The sequence below is a fragment of the Pantoea eucrina genome (genome assembly GCF_020079945.1).
Classification (GTDB): Bacteria; Pseudomonadota; Gammaproteobacteria; order Enterobacterales; family Enterobacteriaceae; genus Pantoea; species Pantoea eucrina.
This window is the reverse complement of record NZ_CP083448.1, coordinates 1,078,067-1,098,309: the sequence shown is the minus strand read 5'-3', so window position 1 is coordinate 1,098,309 and position 20,243 is coordinate 1,078,067. Positions and strand designations below refer to the sequence as shown.

Here is a 20,243-nt window from a genome sequence, read left to right as displayed (position 1 = left end):
ATTTCTGAAAGATGCATCAAAAATAGAGTATTTTTGCCATAAAAATTAAATATGAAATTTTAGTTTTGCCATGTTCATCATAACTGATGCCAGGAAATCAGATACCGATCACATAAACTCAGCGTGAATCTCTTTTTATGTCAGCGACAATACGCTCAAAATTTAATCCTTACATAAAAAGGAACATTTATTTCAATTATCAGGCCGTCCCGGTGGCGGGACGACCCGGGGGTCAGTTGACCTGCGTGGCCGGACCAAATACTGCGTAATCTGGCAGAGTCACCTGCTGATAATTTTCCCAGCCGCCGCCCAGCGCTTTATAGAGCGCGACCAGATCGAGCGCGCTTTGCGTACGCGCCTGAACCGACTGTGCTTTTGCCTGCGCCAGCTGCCGCTGCGCATCCAGCACGTCAAGAAAGGTCGTCAGGCCCTGTCGATAGCTGTCGCTGGCCAGGTCGAATGTCCGCTGCAGTGCGCCGGTGGTTTCATCCAGCGCGGTAACCTGCTGCTGATCCGCCCGGTAGCTGACCAGCGCATTCTCCACATCCTGCAGCGCCGTCAGCACTGTCTGCCGGTAATCCAGCGCGGCGCTGGCCTGCTGTGCCCGCGCCAGCTTCACGCTGGAAACCAGCCGTCCGCCCTGGAAAATCGGAATAGAGAGTGACGGACCGATGCTGAAAAAGTGGCTGCTCCAGTCATCAAGGTAGCTGGCGTCGGTGTTCCTGACCCCGAGCTGCCCCGTCAGGGAGAGATCCGGGAAGAGGCTGGCAACCGAGACACCAATATTGGCGGTCTGCGCATGAAGCGTGGCTTCAGCCTGACGAATATCGGGCCGCCGGCGCGCCAGCGTCGCCGGGATCCCTACCGGTACCAGACCTGGCAAGGCTGGCAGCGCTTTCGCCGTCATCAGCTCACTATCCAGCGCACCGGGCGTTTTACCGAGCAGGACCGCCAGACCGTTCATCGCCTGCCGCGCCTGCGCCTCATACTGCGGCAGCTGCGCATTAAGCGAGGCGAGCTGCGCCCGGGCATTTTCCACATTTGTCGCCGGTGCCAGCCCGTTTTGCTGCTGGCTTTGCGTCAGCTCCCAGGTCTCCTGCGCCACCTTTATCTGCGTCTGCAGCGTAGCCAGCACCGCCTGCGCCCCGCGCAGCTGCAGATAGGCGCGCGCCACTTCAGCTTCCACTGAAATCAGCACGTCGTCACGCTGTGCGACAGCCGCCTGCTGCTGCGCATCGGCGGCCTCCATCTGCCGGCGTACCTTGCCCCAGATATCCAGCTCCCAGCTGGCATCAAAGCTGCCCTGATAGAGCGTTACGGAATGGTTCAGTCCATCCAGCTGTCCGGCGATATCATCATCCACCCGATCGTATACGCCGTTGGATTTCAGCAGACCTTTCAGGCCCAGCTGCTGGCGCGTGACTTTAGCTGAGCCATTCAGCGCGGGAAACAGCCCCCCGCGCGCCTGCGCCAGCTGCTGCCGCGCACCGGCGATGCGTAACACCGCCTGCTGCAGCGAGAGGTTACCGCTGATGGCGCGATCGATCAGGCTATCGAGCTGCGGATCGTTAAAGCTGCGCCACCAGAGCGGGTTGGGTGCGGCGGCCAGTGGCTTAGAGGTTTCCTGTGACGACAGTGCGCGAAAGCTGCCGGGCGTCTGCGGGCGCGGGGGCTGATAGTCGGGGCCGACGGCACAGCCCGCCAGCAGCAGCGTCAGCGGCAGCGCAACGCGCGAAAAGGTTCTCATTTTAGTGTGCTCCTGCACTGCCTTCGCTCTTAATCGGCGAAAGTAACCAACATAGAGGGATCAGTATCATGGCGACGATGCTCAGTCCCGTGAACACGTCGATATAGGCCAGAATGCGCGCCTGAGCGATCATCTCCTGATAGAGCTGACCCGCGGCAAGCTGCAGCGGCTCGCCAGCTACCTGCGTAAAATCGCGGATCGCCTGAGCCCACTGCTGCAGTGTCAGGTTGAACTGCTCATTCAGCGGCGACATGTTATGCACCATGTGCGCGGAACGCACCTGTTCACGCTCGGTGATCCCGGCGGTTGCCAGTGAGATACCGATAGAGCCGGCCACGTTACGAAACATGGTAAACAGCGCGGACGCATCGGCGTTAAGCTTCTGCGGGATGGTGACAAACGCAATGGTGGTAAGCGGAACAAACAGAAAGCCCAGCCCGATAGATTGCGCGCTGCGCATCATCACCAGGGTTTTAAAATCCACGTCCGGCGTCAGCGTACTGGAGTAAAAAAAGGCCAGCGCCAGGCAGCTGAAGCCGAAGGCGATAATATAGCGAGTCTGCACAACTGGCATCAGCTTCAGTACCAGCGGAATGGTCAGCACGATCAATACGGCTCCGGGCGACAGCACCAGTCCTGACCAGGTGGCGGTATACCCCAGATCCTGCTGCGCCAGCTGCGGCAGCACCACTGAGCTGCCGTAGAGGATCATAGCCATACCGGCCATCAGCAGACCGGCGACCCAGAAGTTGCGATCTTTCATCACGCGGATATCCACGACCGGCTTACGCGCATAGAGCAGCCAGTAGACCGCGCCCACCAGCCCCACCGCGGCCAGCATGGCGAACAGACGAATAAAGTGCGAAGCGAACCAGTCTTCATCTTCACCGCGATCGAGAAACACCTGCAGACAGCCAAGGCCAAGCGTGATCAGGCTGATGCCGATATAGTCAATTTTCAGCCGGCCTTTATCCCACTTGCGTTCCCACGGCGGATCTTCAAGCAGCTGGTAAATCGCCAGCACGGTTAAAATCCCTACCGGAATATTAATAAAGAAGACCCAGCGCCAGCTGTAATTGTCGGTGATCCAGCCGCCCAGCGTCGGGCCAATCACCGGTGCTACGATAATCGCAATTGAAGAGAGGCCAAAGGCTTTACCGCGATCGGCCGGCTTGAAGTAGTCGAGCAGTACCGATTGCTGAACCGGCTGCAGGCCGCCGCCAAAAAAGCCCTGCAGCACGCGAAACAGAATGATTTGCCACAGCTCGGTGGCAATGCCGCAGAGAAATGAGCAGATAGTGAACATCACAATACAGATCAGGAAGAACTGCTTGCGACCAAACAGACGGCTAAAGAAGGCGGAGATCGGCAGCACAATGCCATTCGCAACCAGGTAGGAGGTGAGTACCCAGGTGGATTCGTCATAGCTGGAGGAGAGCGAACCCGCAATATGCGGCAGCGCAACGTTTACGATGGTGGTGTCCAGGATCTCCATGAACACCGCCAGCGTAACCGTGATGGCGACCAGCCAGGGGTTGCTGGCCGGGCGCCAGCTCTCGCCTGCACTCATTCTACTGTCACCTCAGGCTCTACCGAGAGTCCAAGCGGCAGTGGATGAGCAGGATCCAGTCCGCTATCGATAACGATTTTAACCGGGACGCGCTGCACAATTTTCACATAGTTACCGGTAGCGTTTTCCGACGGGAAGGCGGAGAAACGTGAGCCTGACCCCATCTGGATGCTGTCGACGTGGCCGTGCAGTTTCATATCAGGCCATGCGTCCACGCTGATCTCGACTTTGTCACCCGGATTCATGCGCGCCAGCTGTGACTCTTTAAAATTAGCGGTGATCCAGATGTCGGGTGACACCAGCGAAAAAAGGGCTGACCCCGCCTGCACCAGCGTACCGAGCTGCACGTTGCGTTTGGTGACAAAACCGTCGTAAGGGGCACGTACTTCAGTGTAAGAGAGATTGAGCTCTGCGGTATTAAGCTGCGCCTGCGCCTGTTCCACCTGCTGCTGGCGCGCTTCCACATTTGTTTCCTGTTGCCGGATCTGCAGTTTGACCTGTGAGGCGACCTCAACCTGCGCTTTAGCACTCTGCAGCTGCGCTTCCGCTGAGCGCAGCTGCGCCGCGGCGGTATCGATATTACGCTGAGACGTGGCGCGGGGATCCACGCCGCGCTGCCGGCGGTAATCCGCCTGCGCATTAAGTAAGTTCGCCTGCGCGCTCGCCTGCTGCGCCAGCGCCTGATCGCGCTGCGCCGGATACTGCACGCGCGACAGCGCCAGCTGCGCCTGCGCCTGATGCAGCTGAGCCTGAGCCAGCCCCAGCTGTGCTTTTGCCTGATCGCGCTGTGCAGCACTGTCGCGCGGATCGATCACCACCAGCAGATCGCCTTTTTTCACCCGCTGGTTATCTTTTACCAGCAGCTGCACCACGTAGCCTGAGGCTTTAGGTGCCACGGTAACGGCGTTACCTTCCGTAAAGGCGTCATCGGTGGTTTCAATATTGCGGGTGGTAAACCAGAACCAGAACCCCACTATCAGCATAATCACCACAACAATCGCGAGAATAATCAGCGGCTTTTTACCCGGTCGCTTACGCGGCTGATCGTCATCCCTGTTTTTGTCCTGCCGCTGCTGGCTGTTGTCCTGCTGCGGATCGTTGTCGTTATCTGACGGCTTCTGCGGGTCCTGCTGCTGATTTTCGCTCATAATTTGTCATCACTGGCTGAAAGCCCGATCCCCGGGCATAAACGGTCAACTTAACATTAGATAATAAATTGACAAATTCCAGTGTAACTTTACATAAGCAGAGACAGGCGGCACGTTCTGCCACAGTCGCTGAAAAGGCGCTGAAGAGCCAGCGCCCGCACTCAGTGAAGCCACTGCAGCAGCAGCCAGCCGCACAGCATTGACCACGCCAGCATCGGCAGTGAGAAGAGATGAAAACGCCACCAGACTTTTTTATCCTGCGCCATGCGCAGCGCAATCAGGTTCGCCAGCGATCCCGGCAGCAGGCCAAAGCCGCCAATATTCACCGCCCAGGCAAGCACCACAGAGGGATCGGTTTTTTGCAGCAGCAGGATAGTGGCCGGGACATTACTGATAAACTGCGACAGGCCGATAGCCAGTAAATAGATACCGCCCTCCCCCAGCTGTCCGATACGGGCAAACCACGGCTGCAGCGCAGGCAGATGCATGAGCAAAAAGACGTCGATAAACATTGCGACAAAAACCAGCAGCAGGCTCCAGTCAATGGCGGCCAGCACCCCTCGCGCCATGATCAAAAAGCAGGCGGCGACCAGCAGCAGCGCCCAGCCCGTCATCTTCAGCTCCAGCGCCACGATAAATACGATATAGAGCAGCAGGCTGACGCTGAACAGGCGCCGGCTCCACTGCTGCGCACCGGCGTCACTGTGTTTATCTATGTGCTGCGCCGGGAAGCTCCACCAGGTCAGCGCGACCAGCGTTATCATCAGCACGGCTGCCAGCGGCAGCATCTGCAGGATGAATCCGCCCACGCTCAGCGAGCCGTGACTCCACAGCAGGATATTTTGCGGATTGCCGACCGGGGTCAGCAGCGATCCGGCGTTAACCGCCAGTGCTTCAAAGATAATGAGCCGCGAGACCGGCAGATGGGAAAATTTGCGCAGCGTCAGCGTCAGCGGCACCAGAATAAATAGCGCGACATCGTTGGTCAGAAAGGTTGAAAGCAGCGCGGCGGCGCAGACCATAAACAGCGCCAGCGCACGTTCATGCTGAAAGCGCTGAATCAGGCGAGCGCCCAGTACGTCAAAATAACCGCTGTTCTCCAGCCCTTTCGTCAGCATCAGCAGGCCGGTCAGCGTCATGATGGTCTGCCAGTCGACAGAAGCCGGCAGCTGCGACCAGCGATACTCTGCCAGCGGCAGCAGTATCACACCCAGCAGTAACAACAAATGCAAAATACGGTCACGCATTAAGGATCGAAGCACGATGGGCATGATAGCGGCAGGCCTTATAAGTTAGCGATTCTCATAAAATTTCTGAAAGACGGCCAGGGTTTCGTCGCTGACGTGATGCTCCAGCCCTTCAGAGTCGCGGCGTGCGGTCTCCGGGCTGACGCCTAATGCCAGCAAAAACGTTTCAACGATATGGTGGCGAACGCGGCTCGCCTCTGCGAGTTTTTCACCTTCCGGCGTCAGGAATACGCCACGATAGGGCACCTGCTCTACCAGACCGGTGGTGCTCAGGCGCTTCAGCATTTTTGCCACAGTAGGCTGCGATACGCCGAGGCGCGCCGCCATATCCACCTGACGCGCCTCACCAAATTCACGAATGAGATCGGAGATCAGCTCGACGTAATCATCAATCAATTCACGACGATGAGCTTCGCGCACCTGACGAAAGCCTTCAACATGCTCCTCAATATCCTTAAGCGGCCCCTGAGGGGTATTGATGGCATTTTTCGCACGACGACTCATTAAGCTTCCTCTTTATTATCTGCCGCACCTTACCTGCCGTGCGGACTGGCTGCGCTCATTGTAAACCAGGCGCAAATAAGCACAAATTTTTCATGAATAGTGTTGGCTAAAGAGTATAGCCAATGCTATCTTTGTACATGATGTAAGCGAAAAGCGTGAAAAGGCAGCAATGTCCGGTACGCACCAGCGCTTACGCATCATCTGTTATTCATGGGGAGGTGAAGATGAGCACCCTGAAAAACTGCCTTGATTGTGGCAAGTGCCCGCCAGCCGCTCAGCGCAAGCCCGCTTTTGATATTAAATCGCTGCTCTGCCTGTTCAGCCGCTCGCCCTTTGCGCTCCGCCTGATGCTGCTGGAAAAGCTCGCAGGCAAAAAGTGTGAACGCCCGTGCAACCAGATTATCTGGCGCGGCTGAAAGCCCGCAAGGCTACTGCTTAACCCGCCCGATGGCGGGTTTTTGTTTTTCTGCTCTGCTGCACCGACATCTTCTTCAGGCAAAAAAAAACGGCCCCCTGCGGGACCGTTTCATGTGCAACTCTGGTCTAAGCTAAACTTAGAAGCTGTAGCCGACGCCAGCGATCCAGGTGCCTACGTCAACGTTGCGGATGCGGCTCTGCTCGTAGCCCACGTCCAGTGCAACGTTTTCAATTGGGTTGAACTGCATACCTGCGCCGTAAGCGATGCCAACGTCGCTGCTGTCAGATTTAGACTGACCGGCAGATTCATTCTGCTGGAATTTACCGTAGCCGATACCTACAACGCCGTAGATGCTCGCCCAGTCGTTCAGACGGTAAGCCGGGCCGCCGGTGAAGCCGTAGTACTGGCCTTTATTGTAAAAGCCATCTTCAGTACGATCTTTTTCGGTGTAGGTGAAAGAACCGATCCAGCCCAGTGGGTTGGAACCGTCTTCATAGCGGTATTTCAGGTTGAAGCCGTTAGCTTTGTTAGCAACGCCCTGATAATCGCTCTGTGCGTAACCGCCAGAAACGGTGCTCTGTGCCATGGCTGAGCCAGCAGAAACTGCCAGTACACAAGCCAGTGCTGAAAGACATGCAATTTTTTTCATAACCACCTCAAATGTGAAAATACTTCTCTCCTGACAACGCTAAAAATATAACAAAAGTTAGGGAGAAACTCTGCCCGGATTTTGTTGTCCAAGAGATTGTTTGGTGTAACAGAAAGTTAATGAAGTTTCCTATGTCATTCATTTTACTTATAAAACGCCTCCCTGTTTAGTTCAATAATTCTGCGAACAAAAAATGCCTTTAAGTAAATTCCTAAAGTAATCTGACAATTCTTTACAAAATTGGCCCTGTAAACGGCTCTTTTTTAGCCATTTTCTGAAGCGAAACTGGCCTTATTTTTTCCCGTCAGCCTGCAATTGCTTTAAGCTACTCTCCTTCGCTCACCCCTCATTTCCGGAATCGACAACAGGATGTCTGCGCCTCTTTCTCGTAAAAATAGCTTTCCCGTATGGCTGCCCATTGTGATTTTGCTCTTCGCTATGATGTCGCTGCAGGGTGGCGCCTCGCTGGCAAAATCGCTGTTTGACGTCGCGGGCGCGCCCGGCATCACTGCGCTGCGTCTCGGACTCGGTACGCTGCTGCTTTGTCTCTTTTTCAAACCCTGGCGTTTGCGCTTTACTCCGGCGCAGCGTAAACCCCTGCTGATTTACGGCCTGGCGCTCGGCTGTATGAACTTTCTGTTTTACCTCGCCCTGCGGACAATCCCGCTGGGTGTGGGCGTGGCGCTGGAGTTTCTCGGTCCGCTGGCGCTGGCGCTGGCAGGCGCGCGCCGCCTGCTTGATTTTCTCTGGATAGCGCTGGCAGTCGCCGGGCTCTGGTTTCTGCTGCCAATCGGTGACGGCATCAGCCATATTGATCCGCTCGGCGCACTGCTGGCAGTAGGTGCCGGCGTCTGCTGGGCAATCTATATCCTCTCCGGACAGCGTGCCGGCGCGGAGCACGGCCCGGCAACGGTGGCAATGGGCTCGCTTATCGCTTCTGTTATCTTCGTGCCGCTGGGACTGCTGTTTGCCTCCCCCGGCATCTGGCACTGGGAGATCCTGCCGCTGGCGCTGCTGATCGCCCTGCTCTCCAGCGCAATTCCCTATTCACTGGAGATGATTGCCATGACCCGCCTGCCGGCGCGGATCTTTGGCACCCTGATGAGCCTCGAACCGGCTGTCGCGGCCCTTTCCGGCATGCTGTTTCTGGGTGAACAGCTTACCCTACCGCAGTGGTCAGGACTGCTGGCGATTATCGCCGCGTCGGCAGGCACCACGCTGACCATGCGCCAGAAAGCCCGTCTGAAAGAAGTCGCCTGAGTTACGCTTAATTAACGCTGTCTATCGCAGCCTGTTATTTCAGCAGGCTGCGCCGGCATCCGGAATCATTATCATTCCGTTATTGCATCGCCGGGCCGTTATTATTTTGTCACACAGATAACATCTTTAAGACCTATATAATAAACCATTGATTATGGTTACTTAATTCATGATTGCATCCGCAACGCTGCATGATGTCTTTATCTATCTCTGCTATCGGCCAGATCGCTTCAGCATATTTTATAACAGCTGCTATACTTATTTCCGTGCTTGATTAGGACAACATCAATTAGAGGACATAAATGATGAGTACCGCAAAACTGGTTAAAAACAACGCTTCCGATCTGATTTACACCCGCAATGATGTGGCTGACAGCGAAAAGAAAGCCACCATTGAGGTGCTCAACCGTCTGGTTGTGGAATTCATTGACCTGTCCCTGATCACCAAACAGGCGCACTGGAACATGCGTGGCGCAAACTTTATTGGCGTGCATGAGATGCTGGATGGTTTCCGTGCTGCTATCACCGAACATCAGGACACCATCGCTGAGCGCGTGATCCAGCTGGGTGGCGTAGCGCTGGGTACCACGCAGGTCGTGAATGATAAAACGCCGCTGCAGAGCTATCCGCTGAACATTCACAGCGTTCAGGATCACCTGAAAGCGCTGGCCGATCGCTACGCCATTGTGGCTAACGATACCCGCAAAGCGATCACCGAAGTCAAAGATGAAGATACTGCCGATATCTTTACCGCAGCGTCCCGTGACCTCGACAAGTTCCTGTGGTTTATCGAAGCCAATATCGAATAATCATCAGAGGCGGGTTAACCCGCCTTTTTTTATTGCTTCAGATCCGCTTTTTTGACCCTGTTAACACTTCTTTCATCCCACCCTTTCCTTGTCATTATCCTGATGCACACTGTGGCTGCACCAAAAATGTTTCATGCACCATAATAGTGCCCACAAATGGTGCAAACGATCATTTTTCTGCAAAATCGTGTCAGCTGACAGCCCTGCCGCCGGTAATTTCGGGCTGTTATTAAAGTTGGCATAATTTTTTCATATGACAGTCGTAGTGCAGACCATCAGGTCTGCAGAGCAATAAAGGATAAAATGATGAAGTCTCTGTTTAATGTCTCTGTGGCCGCGCTGGCGCTGGCCTTTTCTCTTTCTTCTACTGCCGCAGATAAAAAACTGATTGTCGCAACCGACACCGCATTTGTTCCTTTCGAGTTTAAGCAGGGCGACAAATATGTGGGTTTTGATATCGACCTGTGGGATGCGGTGGCAAAAGAGCTGAAGCTCGATTACACCCTGAAACCTATGGATTTCAGCGGTATTATTCCGGCTCTGCAAACCAAAAATGTCGATCTGGCGCTGGCCGGTATTACCATTACTGACGAACGCAAAAAAGCTATCGACTTCTCTGATGGCTACTATAAAAGCGGTCTGCTGGTGATGGTGCGCAATAACGAAAACGAGATCAAAGGCATTGACGATCTCAATGGCAAAACCGTTGCGGTAAAAAGCGGAACCGGTTCGGTGGACTACGCCAAAGCGCATATCAAGACCAAAGATTTGCGTCAGTTCCCGAATATCGATAACGCCTATATGGAGCTGGGAACCAATCGCGCCGACGCCGTGCTGCATGATACGCCGAATATTCTCTACTTTATCAACACCGCCGGCAAAGGTCGTTTCAAAGCGGTTGGTGAGTCTATTGAAGCTCAGCAGTATGGTGTGGCGCTGCCAAAAGGCAGTGATGAACTGCGTGACAAAATCAACGGCGCGCTGAAAACGCTGCGCGACAACGGTACGTACAACACAATCTATAAAAAATGGTTCGGTACTGAGCCAAAATAATGCCTGCATAAGCGGGCTTATGCAGCAGGGCGCCCTTTGCGCCCTGCTTTTACCTTTTCCATTGCAACATATTCCGGAGTAACACCATGGAGTTTGACTGGAGCGTCATCTGGCCAGCCCTGCCGATTCTGATCGAAGGCGCCAAAATGACCCTGCTGATTTCCGTTCTTGGCCTGATAGGCGGCCTGATTATCGGCCTGGTGGCTGGCTTTGCCCGCGCCTACGGTGGCTGGATCACCAATAACGTCGCGCTGGTATTTATTGAGCTGATCCGCGGCACACCCATTGTCGTGCAGGTCATGTTTATTTACTTTGCGCTGCCAATGGCTTTTCCCGATCTGCGCATCGATCCTTTCACGGCGGCAGTCGTGACCATCATGATCAACTCAGGCGCCTATATTGCTGAGATTACGCGCGGCGCCGTGCTCTCTATCAACAAAGGCTTTCGCGAAGCGGGACTGGCGCTGGGCCTGTCACGCCGCGAGACCCTGCGCTATGTGATTATGCCGCTGGCCCTGCGCCGTATGCTCCCGCCGCTGGGCAACCAGTGGATTGTCAGTATTAAAGATACCTCGCTGTTTATTGTTATCGGCGTGGCGGAACTGACGCGACAGGGCCAGGAGATTATTGCCGGTAACTTCCGTGCGCTGGAGATCTGGAGCGCGGTTGCCATTATCTATCTGATTATTACGCTGGTGTTGAGCTTTGTGCTGCGCCGTATTGAGAAAAGGGTGAAAATCCTGTGATTGAATTTAAAAACGTCTCTAAAAATTTCGGTCAGACGCAGGTTCTGCACGACATCAATCTGAAAATTAATCAGGGCGAAGTGGTGGTGATTATCGGTCCTTCCGGTTCCGGTAAATCCACGCTGCTGCGCTGTATCAACAAACTGGAAGAGATCACCAGCGGCGAACTGATTGTGGACGGCATGAAAGTCAACGATCCGAAAGTTGATGAGCGGCTGATCCGTCAGGAAGCGGGTATGGTGTTTCAGCAGTTTCATCTGTTTCCGCAGATGAGCGCGCTGGATAACGTCGCCTTTGGTCCGATTCGCGTCCGCGGCGCGAAAAAAGAGGAGGCCCACAGGCTGGCGCGCGAGCTGCTGGGCAAAGTGGGCCTGGCGGAACGGGCGCATCATTTTCCGGCTGAACTCTCCGGCGGTCAGCAGCAGCGCGTGGCCATTGCGCGGGCGCTGGCCGTGAAGCCAAAAATGATGCTGTTTGATGAGCCGACGTCCGCGCTCGATCCGGAGCTGCGTCATGAAGTTCTGAAAGTGATGCAGGATCTGGCCGAGGAAGGCATGACGATGGTGATCGTCACGCATGAAGTGGGGTTTGCACAGAAAGTCGCGTCGCGCCTGATCTTCATTGATAAAGGTACGATTGCGGAAGATGGCGATCCGGATACCCTGATTACCGCGCCGCCAAGCGAACGTCTGCGCGAGTTCCTGCAGCACGTTTCCTGACGCGCTGCGCGCGCTGAATAAGGCCGCACCGGGTAACCGGGCGGCCTTTTTATCGGGTGATACGCTTAGCGCTTCATCCGCTGCGCGCGGGTGGCGGGCGTCATAAAGCTCCAGGCGAGGAAGCGGCTCTGTTTCTGACCCTGCGCCATATTGACGATGCGCACCTCACAGGCCTCCGCCGCAAGCCGATCGCGCAGCGCCGGTAAGTTCTCTTTTCGCGAAACCAGCGATGTAAACCAGACAATGCTGCTGCCCTGCGCGACGCTCTCATCGATCATCCTGCCGATAAACGCCAGCTCGCCCCCTTCACACCATAACTCAGTCTGCTGACCGCCAAAATTGAGCGGCGCGTTCTGCTTCAGTCCCAGATTGCGTACTTTGCGCTGGCTGCCCGCTGCAGCATCAGCTGCCGATGCGTGAAACGGCGGATTGCACATCACGGCATGGTAGCGCTCATTTTTATGGATCACGCCGCTGAAAATCGCCTGCGGCTGTTTCTGGCGACGCAGACGTACCGCACGCTGCAGGCCGGGATTACCCGCCACAATCTGGCTGGCGGCGGTAATCGCCTCAGCGCTGGTATCCGTACCGGTAAAACGCCAGCCATACTCGGCGTGGCCAATCAGGGGATAAATGCAGTTGGCGCCGCAGCCAATATCCATGACGTCCAGATCGCGCGGGATCGCCCCGCCGTTATCACCCGCCAGCAGATCGGCCAGCGCGTGAACGTAATCAGCACGCCCCGGTACCGGCGGCGTCAGATACCCTTCCGGCAGCTGCCAGTTAAGGTTATAAAAGAGCTTCAGCAGCGCCTGATTAAGCAGCATTACCGCCTGCGGATCGGCGAAATCGATCGACTGCTCGCCGTGACCGTTAGGACGAACCTTCGGCGCAAGCGGCGGATGCGCGGCAATCAGCGCAGGAAAATCGTAACGCCCCTGATGGCGATTACGCGGATGAAAGGGCGCACTGGCGGCTGGCTTATTCATAGTCTCTCCGGAAAGTAAGGCGGGCGTAAGATACTCCGGCTGCCGCCAGCGCACAATCCGCTTACCGCAATTTTACGTTTACACCAGACTCTCTGCGAACCCTTTTCCTGCAATGCACGCCGCCTGCCGCGACGTGCCTTCCCCCTGACCCAGGAGTTTTTATGACGCGCCATCGCTACAGCTACCAGCCCCGGACCGGACACGGCCTGCCCCACGATCCGCTGAACGCCATTATCGGTCCGCGTCCGATTGGCTGGATCAGCTCCCGGAGCGGCAGCGGCCAGGATAATCTTGCGCCGTACAGCTTTTTTTAACTGTTTTAATTACCAGCCTCCGATCATCGGCTTTGCCAGCAGCGGCTGGAAAGACAGCGTGCAGAACATCAGCGAAAGCAAGGTGTTTGTCTGGAATCTGGCCACGCGTCCGCTGGCGGAAGCGATGAACGAAAGCTCCGCCTCGGTCAGCAGCGATGAGTTCGCGCTCGCGGGCCTGACGCCGGTTGCCGCTTCCCATATCGACTGCAGCATGGTGGCAGAGAGCCCGGTTAACTTTGAGTGTCGCCTGACGCAGCTGATCGGCTGCAGGATGCGCAGGGCGGGGAGCTGGAGAGCTGGCTGGTGCTGGGTGAAGCGGTCGCCATTCATATTGATGAGGCCCTGCTGGACGATGGCATTTACCAGACCGCCAGAGCGCAGCCGATTCTGCGCGCCGGGGGGCCTTCTGCCTATTACGGCATCAGTGAGGCGCAGCGTTTTGATCTGGTCCGCCCGGACGCGCGTAAGCGGTAAGCGTTTAACGCTTTCCTGCCGCCAGCAGCGCGCCGATCAGCTGCTGCAGCACCGGCTGCAGCTGTGAGGCGCGCGCTGGGTGCCAGGCAAATGTCAGCGACTCATCCATATAGTTGTGCTGCGCCAGCTCCAGCTGTACCGCCTCGACGCCCTGCGCCGGCTGACCATAGGCGCGCGTAATATAACCGCCTTTAAAACGGCCATTCAGCACCCAGCTATAGCGCTGCTGAGCGTTACATACCTGCTCCAGCGCGTCGCTCACCGCCGCTGAGCAGCTGGCGCCATCACTGGTTCCCAGGTTCAGATCGGGCAACACGCCGCTGAACAGCCGGGGCACCCGTGAAGCGATAGAGTGCGCATCAAACAGCAGCGCATAGCCATATTGCGCTTTCAGGCGCGCCAGCTCCTGCTGCAGCTGCTGATGATAGGGCTGCCAGAGGGTCTGCAGATAGCGCTGACGCGTCGCCCGATCCGGCGTCATGCCCGGTCTGAACACCGGCGTGCCGTCAAACAGCGTCTCTGGCCAGAGTCCGGTAGTGGCGGTGGTATAGAGCGGCCGGTCGTCAGGCGGCCGGTTGAGATCGATAACGAAACGGGAATAGCGTCCGGTCAGCACGCTGGCGCCGATATCCTGCGCAAAATCGTACAGCTGCGGCAGATGCCAGTCGGTGTCCGGCAGCGGGCGTGCCGCGTCGCTCAGCCCCGCCTCAACCTCCGGCGTAAGCTGCGTACCGGCATGCGGTATTGAGATCAGCAGCGGCAGCCTGCCCGGTATAAAATCAAAGCTCATTGTGCTTCTCCACGATAGATAACCCGGCACGGCAATTCGCCGCCCAGCCAGTAAGCCAGCTCGCCCGGACGCGTCAGCGGCCAGTGAACAAAGCTGGCGACTTTGCCCGCCTCCAGTGAGCCGTGCGTCTGCTGCAGACCCAGCGCTTTCGCGCCCCACAGCGTCACCCCCGCCAGCGCCTCCTCCGGCGTCATGCCAAACAGCGTACAGCCCATATTCATCATCAGCCGCAGTGAAAGCGCGGGTGATGTCCCTGGATTAGCATCGCTGGCGAGCGCCATCGGGACGCCGTAGCGGCGGAACAGCGCGACCGGTGGCCGCTGCGTTTCGCGCAGCAGATAGAACGCTCCCGGCAGCAGCACAGCAACGGTGCCATGCTCTGCCATCGCGCGGACATCCTCCTCGCTGGCGTACTCCAGATGGTCAGCGGAGAGCGCGCCATAACGTGCGGCCAGCGCCGCCCCGCCCTGCGCCGAGAGCTGCTCAGCGTGCAGTTTGACCGGCAGATCCAGCGCGCGCGCCGCATCAAACACCGCGCTGACCTGCGCAGGCGACAGCGCCAGATGTTCACAGAACGCATCCACCGCATCCGCCAGCCCCTCCTCTTTTACCCGCGGCAGCAGCCGCTGGCAGATAATATCGATCCAGCCCTGCGGATTGGCGTGAAACGCCGGCGGGATCGCATGTGCGGCCAGGCAGGTTGCGATGACATCAGCCGGCACGCCGGCTGCCAGCTGGCGTATGGCCCGCAGCATTTTCAGTTCGCTCTCTTCATCAAGCCCGTAACCCGATTTGATTTCTACCGTGGTGACGCCCTCCGCCAGCAGATGCGCCAGCCGCCCGCGCGCTGACGCCACCAGCGCCTCCTGTGAGGCGGACCGCGTGGCGCGTACCGTGGCGAGAATACCGCCGCCCTGCGCAGCAATTTCTGCATAGCTGGCACCGTTGAGACGCTGCTCAAATTCCGCGCTGCGATCGCCGGCGAACAACAGATGCGTATGGCAATCCACCAGCCCCGGCGTGATGATGCCGCCGCTAAACGTATGCCGCTGACGCGGCGCAAATGCCGGCAGTTCACTGCGCGCCCCGACCCATATCAGTACGCCGTTATCCACGGCCAGCGCGCCATCGGTGATGATGTTGTAGCGCCCGTCGCGCAGCGTAACGATATCTGCGCCCAGCCACAGGCTGTCGATCTGCTTCGCGTCTCTCATGCCCTGTTCCCTGCGTACGGGCGATTTACATACCCGGTTAAAGTATGTATATGTATATACAACTTTCCAGCCTGAAGGATCAACCATGACCATCTATTTTGCCCCGCGCGCTCAGCTGGCAGATGGCTGGCACAGCCACGTGACGCTGGAGGTCAGCGACGCCGGTTTTATCACCCGCGTTACGCCAGATAGCGCGCCGGGCGCTGCTATACCGCTGGCGGGGGCCGTCATTCCCGCCATGACCAACCTGCACTCGCACGCTTTTCAGCGCGCGATGGCGGGACTGGCTGAGGTGGCGGGCGATCCGCAGGACAGCTTCTGGACCTGGCGCGAGCTGATGTATCGCATGGTAGCGCGGCTGACGCCGCAGCAGGTGGGCGACATTGCGACCTGGCTCTACATTGAGCTGCTGAAAGGGGGCTACAGTCAGGTTGCTGAGTTTCACTATCTGCATCACGATCCGCAGGGCCAGCCCTATCCGGATGATGCCATGCTGCAGCAGCTGATGCTGGCCGCTGAGCGCACCGGCATCGGCCAGACGCTGCTGCCGGTGCTTTACAGCTACAGCAGTTTTGGCGCACAGCCCGCCAGCGCCGGACAGCGCCGTTTTATCCAGCAGACCGGCGCTTATCTGCAGCAGCTGCAGCGCGTGGCCGCGGTCTGCGCAGATAAACCGCTGCTGAACTACGGCGTCTGTTTTCATTCGCTGCGCGCGGTCAGCGAAGCGCAGATGCACGACGTGCTGGCCGCAGCGCCGGGCGATCTGCCGGTCCATATCCACATTGCCGAGCAGGAAAAAGAGGTCAGCGACAGCCTGGCGTGGAGCGGTGAGCGTCCCATCGCCTGGCTGATGCGCCGCTTTAACGTTGATGCACGCTGGTGCCTGATCCACGCCACCCATCCGGATGAGAGCGAGCTGCAGCAGCTCGCCGCCAGCGGTGCCGTTGCGGGATTATGCCCGACGACTGAAGCCAACCTCGGCGACGGTATTTTTCCGGCGAGTGCCTATATTGCCCGGGGCGGACGCTGGGGGATCGGCTCTGACAGCCACGTCTCGGTCAGCGCCCGTGAGGAGCTGCGCTGGCTGGAGTACGGGCAGCGGCTGCGCGACAGGCGGCGTAACCGTCTGGCGCTGCCGCAGCAGCCGTCGGTGGGCGATCTGCTGTGGCAGCAGGCTGCGGCCGGGGGCGCTCAGGCGTGTGGCATCCGCAGCGGCGTGCTGGCACCCGGCCTGCGCGCCGACTGGCTGGTACTGCGCGACGACCCGCTGCTCAGCGCAACCCCTTCCGATGCGCTGCTCAATCGCTGGCTGTTTGCCGGCGCGCGCAGCGGGATCCGCGATACGTTTGTCGCCGGCCGGCAGGTGATCGCTGACGGCCAGCATGCAGAAGAGGCGCAGGCGGCCATCCGCGTTGCCGACGCGCTGCGGGCGCTGCAGTGATCCGCCGCTTTTGCCACGACGCGCTGCCGGTCAGCCGCTGGCGCAACGGCGGCGGCGAGACGCGCGAAATCGTCAGCTTTCCCCCCGGCGCGGCGGATTTCGCCTGGCGGGCCAGCATCGCCACGCTTGACGCCAGCGGCCCTTTTTCGCTGTTTCCTGGCGTGGATCGGGTGATTACCCTGCTGCAGGGCGACAGCCCGCTGCTGCAGAGCGGCGGGCTGACGCACCGGCTGCAGCCCTGTCAGCCGTGGCGCTTCGCGGAGAAGCCCCGGTGCAGGCGACAGTGCACGGCCGCTGCAGCGATTTCAATATCATGACCCGCCGCGACAGCTGGCGGGCGGAGGTCAGCATCCTGCAGCAGGCACCGCAGCCGGGCCGGCACGGGGTGGCGTATGTGTTAGCCGGTGCGTGGCAGTACGCCTCCGGCGAGGTCCTGCACCAGACGCAGGGGATCTGGTGGCTGGATGAGCCACTGACGCTGACACCGCAGAGCTGCGATGCCCTGCTGCTCTGGTGCCGGCTCAGCCGTGTCCTTTAAAACGTCCCAGCAGCTTATAGCGCGAGCCGGGATAGAGCAGCCGCGCATAGGTCACAATCTTACTGTCGCTCCACGTCTGCCGCCGAATCAATAAGCAGGGTTCGTGCTCCTCCAGCGCGAGATGCCTGCGCTGGCGCAAATCGGGCAGTACCGCCTCAACAATATGCTCGCCGGCGGTCAGCGGCGCGACCCGCATCAGATAGGTATAAGGGGTAACGCTGTGATAATCCTGCTTCAGGTAGTCCGGCGCCATCTGCGGGTTCACCAGGCGATCTTCCAGCTGTACCGGCAGATCGTTTTCGTAATGCACCATCAGCGAATGAAACAGCGGCTGGCCGGTGCGCATCCCCAGCAGCGCCGCCTGCTCCGGATCCGCCCGCCCCTGCGTCAGGGTCAGGATCTGGCAGCGGTGCTGATGACCGCGCTGCGCAATCTCATCCGCAATATTGTGCACCTCCAGCATCGCCGTGTAGCCTTTCATCTCCGCGACAAAGGTGCCCACCCCCTGCATACGCAGCAGGTAGCCCTCGGCGGTGAGTTCACGCAGCGCGCGGTTGATGGTCATCCGGCTCACGCCCAGCTCGCTGACCAGCTCGCTCTCGGAGGGCACACGCTGCCTGGCTTTCCACTCTCCCGCGCGGATCTGGCTGATAATCGCCTGTTTGACGCGCTGGTAAATCGGTGCCGGTTCATCGCCCATTGCGGCGGCTAACTGCGCCAGTGCCGTTTGCTCGGTCATCTGCTGTTCCTTTCTGCTCTGAGAAGGAAAGTTTACTGTTCCGCCAGGCAGATGTATAGACATGCAGTAGTGCAGCGCAGCGGCTGCGGGTGCAGAGGCTGCTGCTTTAGCGTGCATCAAATTGGCTGATTAGCCTGCCTGCCCGCAGTGCGGCACATTTCACAAATTGCAGTGAAACTGGCATAGCGCTTGCTACTTGTATAGACAGGAATAACAAACCTGTGCTTCACTCGGTTTACCGCGGGTGAAGTAACCTGACGCATGGCGTTAAGAAGCGTGACTTTTCCCGCCACTTACTTGTATATACAGGAGTAGATCATGTCGCATGCACTGCAGGAAATCTGCCTGGAACCCGGTAAGGTGGATCTCGCGACCCTGCGCACTATCTATCAGCAGCCGGTGACGTTACACCTGACGCCAGCGGCGCGCAGTGCTATTCACCGCGCCCATGCGACCGTCGACGATATCGTCGCGTCCGGCAGCGTGGTGTGGCATTAATACCGGCTTTGGCAAACTGGCACAGACGCAAATTCCCGCTGCCCGCCTGGCTGAGCTGCAGCGTAACCTGGTGCTGTCGCACAGCGTTGGCCTCGGCGATCTGCTGCCGGATAACGTCACGCGTCTGGTGGTTGCCAGCAAGATTATCAGTCTGGCGCGCGGTCATTCCGGCGTCCGTATTGAGCTGGTGGATGCCCTGCTGGCGCTGTTTAACGCCGGCGTGATGCCCTCTATTCCGGCTAAGGGCTCAGTAGGCGCGTCTGGCGATCTGGCTCCGCTGGCACACCTGTCGCTGATGCTGCTGGGTGAAGGCGAGTGCGCATTGCCGGTGAACGGCGGCCGGCAACGGAAGGTCTGGCGCGCGCCGGACTGACGCCGATTGTCCTCGGGCCAAAAGAGGGACTGGCGCTGCTGAACGGAACCCAGGTCTCAGCGGCCCTGGCGCTGCGCGGCCTGTTTGAAGCGGAAAATCTCTTTGCTGCTGCACTGATGGCGGGCGCGCTCTCGCTGGAGGCGATTAAAGGCTCGGTTAAACCCTATGATGCGCGCATTCATCAGGCGCGCGGCCAGCCTGGCCAGATCGCTGTCGCCGCCGCCGTCAGCTCGCTGCTCAGCGGCAGCGGGATCCTGCAGTCGCACACCCACTGCGGACGCGTCCAGGATCCCTACTCTGTCCGCTGCGTGCCGCAGGTGATGGGGGCCTGCCTTGATAATCTCAGCCACGCCGCGCGCGTCCTGCAGATTGAGGCCAATGCCGCCTCCGATAACCCGCTGGTTTTCAGCGACAGCGGTGAAGTGATCTCCGGGGGCAACTTCCACGCCGAGCCGGTGGCGTTTGCGGCTGACATTATTGCGCTCGCCGTGGCCGAAATAGGTGCTATCTCCGAGCGCCGTCTGGCGCTGCTGCTCGACAGCACTCTCTCCGGCCTGCCGCCTTTCCTGGTGCAGGATGGCGGCGTCAACTCCGGCTTTATGATTGCCCAGGTGACCGCTGCCGCGCTGGCATCAGAAAACAAATCGCTGGCGCACCCTGGCAGCGTAGACAGCCTGCCTACGTCAGCGAATCAGGAAGATCACGTCTCTATGGCCACCTATGCAGCACGCCGTCTCGGGGAGATGTGTTTTAACACCGCTGCGGTGGTCGGCATTGAAGCGATGGCCGCAGCCCAGGGCATTGAGTTTCACCGGCCGCTGCAGAGTTCGGCCATCCTTGAACAGGAGATGCAGCGCATTCGCAGCAGGGTGGCGTTTCTTGCCAGCGACCGCCTGCTGGCACCCGATATCGAAGCGATGCGTCTGTGGGCTGCGGGCACGCAGTGGCCCGACGCGCTAATAACGTTGCTGCCGAGCCAGCGCCAGAACCAGCACTGAGGAGT

Annotated in this window: 17 protein-coding genes and 3 pseudogenes; 10 read left to right on the top strand and 10 right to left on the bottom strand. The window is 58.4% G+C overall.

The window, feature by feature from the left end:
* Window positions 1-232: 232 nt before the first annotated feature.
* The 5 genes from LAC65_RS05130 to mntR form a co-directional block, all read right to left on the bottom strand.
* A complete protein-coding gene (locus LAC65_RS05130) occupies window positions 233-1,747 on the bottom strand; it encodes an efflux transporter outer membrane subunit (RefSeq protein ID WP_039383426.1) in 1,515 nt (504 codons plus the stop codon).
* Between the two features lies 1 nt (window position 1,748).
* Window positions 1,749-3,317 (bottom strand): DHA2 family efflux MFS transporter permease subunit, encoded by a 1,569-nt coding sequence (locus LAC65_RS05125; RefSeq protein WP_039383424.1) that lies wholly within the window; start codon window positions 3,315-3,317, stop codon window positions 1,749-1,751.
* Window positions 3,314-4,465, bottom strand: a complete 1,152-nt coding sequence (locus tag LAC65_RS05120) for an HlyD family secretion protein (protein WP_039383421.1) — start codon at window positions 4,463-4,465, stop codon at window positions 3,314-3,316. The genes LAC65_RS05125 and LAC65_RS05120 overlap by 4 nt, the downstream gene beginning before the upstream one ends.
* A gap of 161 nt (window positions 4,466-4,626) precedes the next feature.
* Entirely contained in the window at window positions 4,627-5,736 is a 1,110-nt protein-coding gene (locus LAC65_RS05115) for an SLC13 family permease (RefSeq protein WP_039383419.1), read from the bottom strand.
* Window positions 5,737-5,757: 21 nt separating this feature from the next.
* Window positions 5,758-6,216, bottom strand: a complete 459-nt coding sequence (gene mntR / locus LAC65_RS05110; RefSeq protein ID WP_039383416.1) for a manganese-binding transcriptional regulator MntR — start codon at window positions 6,214-6,216, stop codon at window positions 5,758-5,760.
* A gap of 224 nt (window positions 6,217-6,440) precedes the next feature.
* On the opposite strand from mntR, the gene LAC65_RS05105 reads away from it, so the two are divergent.
* Window positions 6,441-6,632, top strand: coding sequence for a hypothetical protein (locus tag LAC65_RS05105; RefSeq protein ID WP_039383414.1), 192 nt, complete (start codon window positions 6,441-6,443; stop codon window positions 6,630-6,632).
* A gap of 138 nt (window positions 6,633-6,770) precedes the next feature.
* Here LAC65_RS05105 and ompX read toward each other — a convergent pair whose 3' ends face one another.
* Complete coding sequence (ompX, locus tag LAC65_RS05100; protein ID WP_039383413.1) at window positions 6,771-7,283, bottom strand: outer membrane protein OmpX; 513 nt, start codon at window positions 7,281-7,283, stop codon at window positions 6,771-6,773.
* A gap of 369 nt (window positions 7,284-7,652) precedes the next feature.
* Here ompX and rhtA point away from each other — a divergent pair, with 369 nt between their 5' ends.
* The 5 genes from rhtA to glnQ all read left to right on the top strand — a co-directional run bounded on the left by rhtA (window position 7,653) and on the right by glnQ (window position 11,870).
* The gene (gene rhtA, locus LAC65_RS05095; RefSeq protein WP_039383412.1) at window positions 7,653-8,543 is read left to right on the top strand and encodes a threonine/homoserine exporter RhtA; all 891 of its coding nucleotides are present in this window, start codon (window positions 7,653-7,655) and stop codon (window positions 8,541-8,543) included.
* 305 nt (window positions 8,544-8,848) lie between these two features.
* On the top strand, window positions 8,849-9,352 hold the full coding sequence (gene dps / locus LAC65_RS05090; RefSeq protein ID WP_039383410.1) for a DNA starvation/stationary phase protection protein Dps: 504 nt from the start codon (window positions 8,849-8,851) through the stop codon (window positions 9,350-9,352).
* Between the two features lie 306 nt (window positions 9,353-9,658).
* Entirely contained in the window at window positions 9,659-10,405 is a 747-nt protein-coding gene (gene glnH, locus LAC65_RS05085) for a glutamine ABC transporter substrate-binding protein GlnH (RefSeq protein ID WP_039383409.1), read from the top strand.
* Between the two features lie 86 nt (window positions 10,406-10,491).
* Complete coding sequence (gene glnP, locus LAC65_RS05080) at window positions 10,492-11,151, top strand: glutamine ABC transporter permease GlnP (protein ID WP_039383407.1); 660 nt, start codon at window positions 10,492-10,494, stop codon at window positions 11,149-11,151.
* Window positions 11,148-11,870, top strand: coding sequence for a glutamine ABC transporter ATP-binding protein GlnQ (gene glnQ / locus LAC65_RS05075; RefSeq protein WP_039383405.1), 723 nt, complete (start codon window positions 11,148-11,150; stop codon window positions 11,868-11,870). The genes glnP and glnQ overlap by 4 nt, the downstream gene beginning before the upstream one ends.
* Before the next feature lie 65 nt (window positions 11,871-11,935).
* Here the strand turns inward: glnQ and rlmF are convergent, their stop codons facing one another.
* Window positions 11,936-12,859 carry a 23S rRNA (adenine(1618)-N(6))-methyltransferase RlmF gene (gene rlmF / locus LAC65_RS05070; RefSeq protein ID WP_039383403.1) on the bottom strand — a complete coding sequence of 308 codons (924 nt, stop codon included), beginning with the start codon at window positions 12,857-12,859 and terminating at the stop codon, window positions 11,936-11,938.
* A gap of 161 nt (window positions 12,860-13,020) precedes the next feature.
* Between rlmF and LAC65_RS05065 the strand changes: the two are divergent.
* Window positions 13,021-13,647 (top strand): annotated as a pseudogene (locus tag LAC65_RS05065) (flavin reductase family protein).
* Window positions 13,648-13,651: 4 nt separating this feature from the next.
* On the opposite strand, the gene hutG reads toward LAC65_RS05065, so the two are convergent.
* Together hutG and hutI are read right to left on the bottom strand one after the other, a co-directional pair.
* The gene (gene hutG, locus LAC65_RS05060) at window positions 13,652-14,437 is read right to left on the bottom strand and encodes an N-formylglutamate deformylase (protein WP_039383398.1); all 786 of its coding nucleotides are present in this window, start codon (window positions 14,435-14,437) and stop codon (window positions 13,652-13,654) included.
* A complete protein-coding gene (gene hutI / locus LAC65_RS05055) occupies window positions 14,434-15,651 on the bottom strand; it encodes an imidazolonepropionase (RefSeq protein ID WP_039383397.1) in 1,218 nt (405 codons plus the stop codon). Before hutI ends, hutG begins: the two co-directional genes overlap by 4 nt.
* Before the next feature lie 85 nt (window positions 15,652-15,736).
* On the opposite strand from hutI, the gene LAC65_RS05050 reads away from it, so the two are divergent.
* Both LAC65_RS05050 and LAC65_RS05045 read left to right on the top strand, forming a co-directional pair.
* The gene (locus tag LAC65_RS05050) at window positions 15,737-17,092 is read left to right on the top strand and encodes a formimidoylglutamate deiminase (protein WP_039383395.1); all 1,356 of its coding nucleotides are present in this window, start codon (window positions 15,737-15,739) and stop codon (window positions 17,090-17,092) included.
* A pseudogene (locus LAC65_RS05045) lies at window positions 17,089-17,630 on the top strand (HutD/Ves family protein). The gene LAC65_RS05050 and the pseudogene LAC65_RS05045 overlap by 4 nt, the downstream one beginning before the upstream one ends.
* Here the strand turns inward: LAC65_RS05045 and hutC are convergent.
* The gene (hutC, locus tag LAC65_RS05040; RefSeq protein WP_039383392.1) at window positions 17,614-18,369 is read right to left on the bottom strand and encodes a histidine utilization repressor; all 756 of its coding nucleotides are present in this window, start codon (window positions 18,367-18,369) and stop codon (window positions 17,614-17,616) included. The pseudogene LAC65_RS05045 and the gene hutC overlap by 17 nt on opposite strands.
* Before the next feature lie 318 nt (window positions 18,370-18,687).
* On the opposite strand from hutC, the pseudogene hutH reads away from it, so the two are divergent.
* Window positions 18,688-20,238, top strand: a pseudogene (hutH, locus tag LAC65_RS05035) (histidine ammonia-lyase).
* The last annotated feature ends 5 nt before the right edge of the window (window positions 20,239-20,243 follow it).

Bases quoted from the DNA above. Each gene is read 5' to 3' on its own strand.
- LAC65_RS05130 (WP_039383426.1), bottom strand. From the start codon at position 1,747: ATGAGAACCTTTTCGCGCGTTGCGCTGCCGCTGACGCTGCTGCTGGCG.
- LAC65_RS05125 (WP_039383424.1), bottom strand. From the start codon at position 3,317: ATGAGTGCAGGCGAGAGCTGGCGCCCGGCCAGCAACCCCTGGCTGGTC.
- LAC65_RS05120 (WP_039383421.1), bottom strand. From the start codon at position 4,465: ATGAGCGAAAATCAGCAGCAGGACCCGCAGAAGCCGTCAGATAACGAC.
- LAC65_RS05115 (WP_039383419.1), bottom strand. From the start codon at position 5,736: ATGCCCATCGTGCTTCGATCCTTAATGCGTGACCGTATTTTGCATTTG.
- mntR (WP_039383416.1), bottom strand. From the start codon at position 6,216: ATGAGTCGTCGTGCGAAAAATGCCATCAATACCCCTCAGGGGCCGCTT.
- LAC65_RS05105 (WP_039383414.1), top strand. From the start codon at position 6,441: ATGAGCACCCTGAAAAACTGCCTTGATTGTGGCAAGTGCCCGCCAGCC.
- ompX (WP_039383413.1), bottom strand. From the start codon at position 7,283: ATGAAAAAAATTGCATGTCTTTCAGCACTGGCTTGTGTACTGGCAGTT.
- rhtA (WP_039383412.1), top strand. From the start codon at position 7,653: ATGTCTGCGCCTCTTTCTCGTAAAAATAGCTTTCCCGTATGGCTGCCC.
- dps (WP_039383410.1), top strand. From the start codon at position 8,849: ATGAGTACCGCAAAACTGGTTAAAAACAACGCTTCCGATCTGATTTAC.
- glnH (WP_039383409.1), top strand. From the start codon at position 9,659: ATGAAGTCTCTGTTTAATGTCTCTGTGGCCGCGCTGGCGCTGGCCTTT.
- glnP (WP_039383407.1), top strand. From the start codon at position 10,492: ATGGAGTTTGACTGGAGCGTCATCTGGCCAGCCCTGCCGATTCTGATC.
- rlmF (WP_039383403.1), bottom strand. From the start codon at position 12,859: ATGAATAAGCCAGCCGCCAGTGCGCCCTTTCATCCGCGTAATCGCCAT.
- hutG (WP_039383398.1), bottom strand. From the start codon at position 14,437: ATGAGCTTTGATTTTATACCGGGCAGGCTGCCGCTGCTGATCTCAATA.
- hutI (WP_039383397.1), bottom strand. From the start codon at position 15,651: ATGAGAGACGCGAAGCAGATCGACAGCCTGTGGCTGGGCGCAGATATC.
- LAC65_RS05050 (WP_039383395.1), top strand. From the start codon at position 15,737: ATGACCATCTATTTTGCCCCGCGCGCTCAGCTGGCAGATGGCTGGCAC.
- hutC (WP_039383392.1), bottom strand. From the start codon at position 18,369: ATGACCGAGCAAACGGCACTGGCGCAGTTAGCCGCCGCAATGGGCGAT.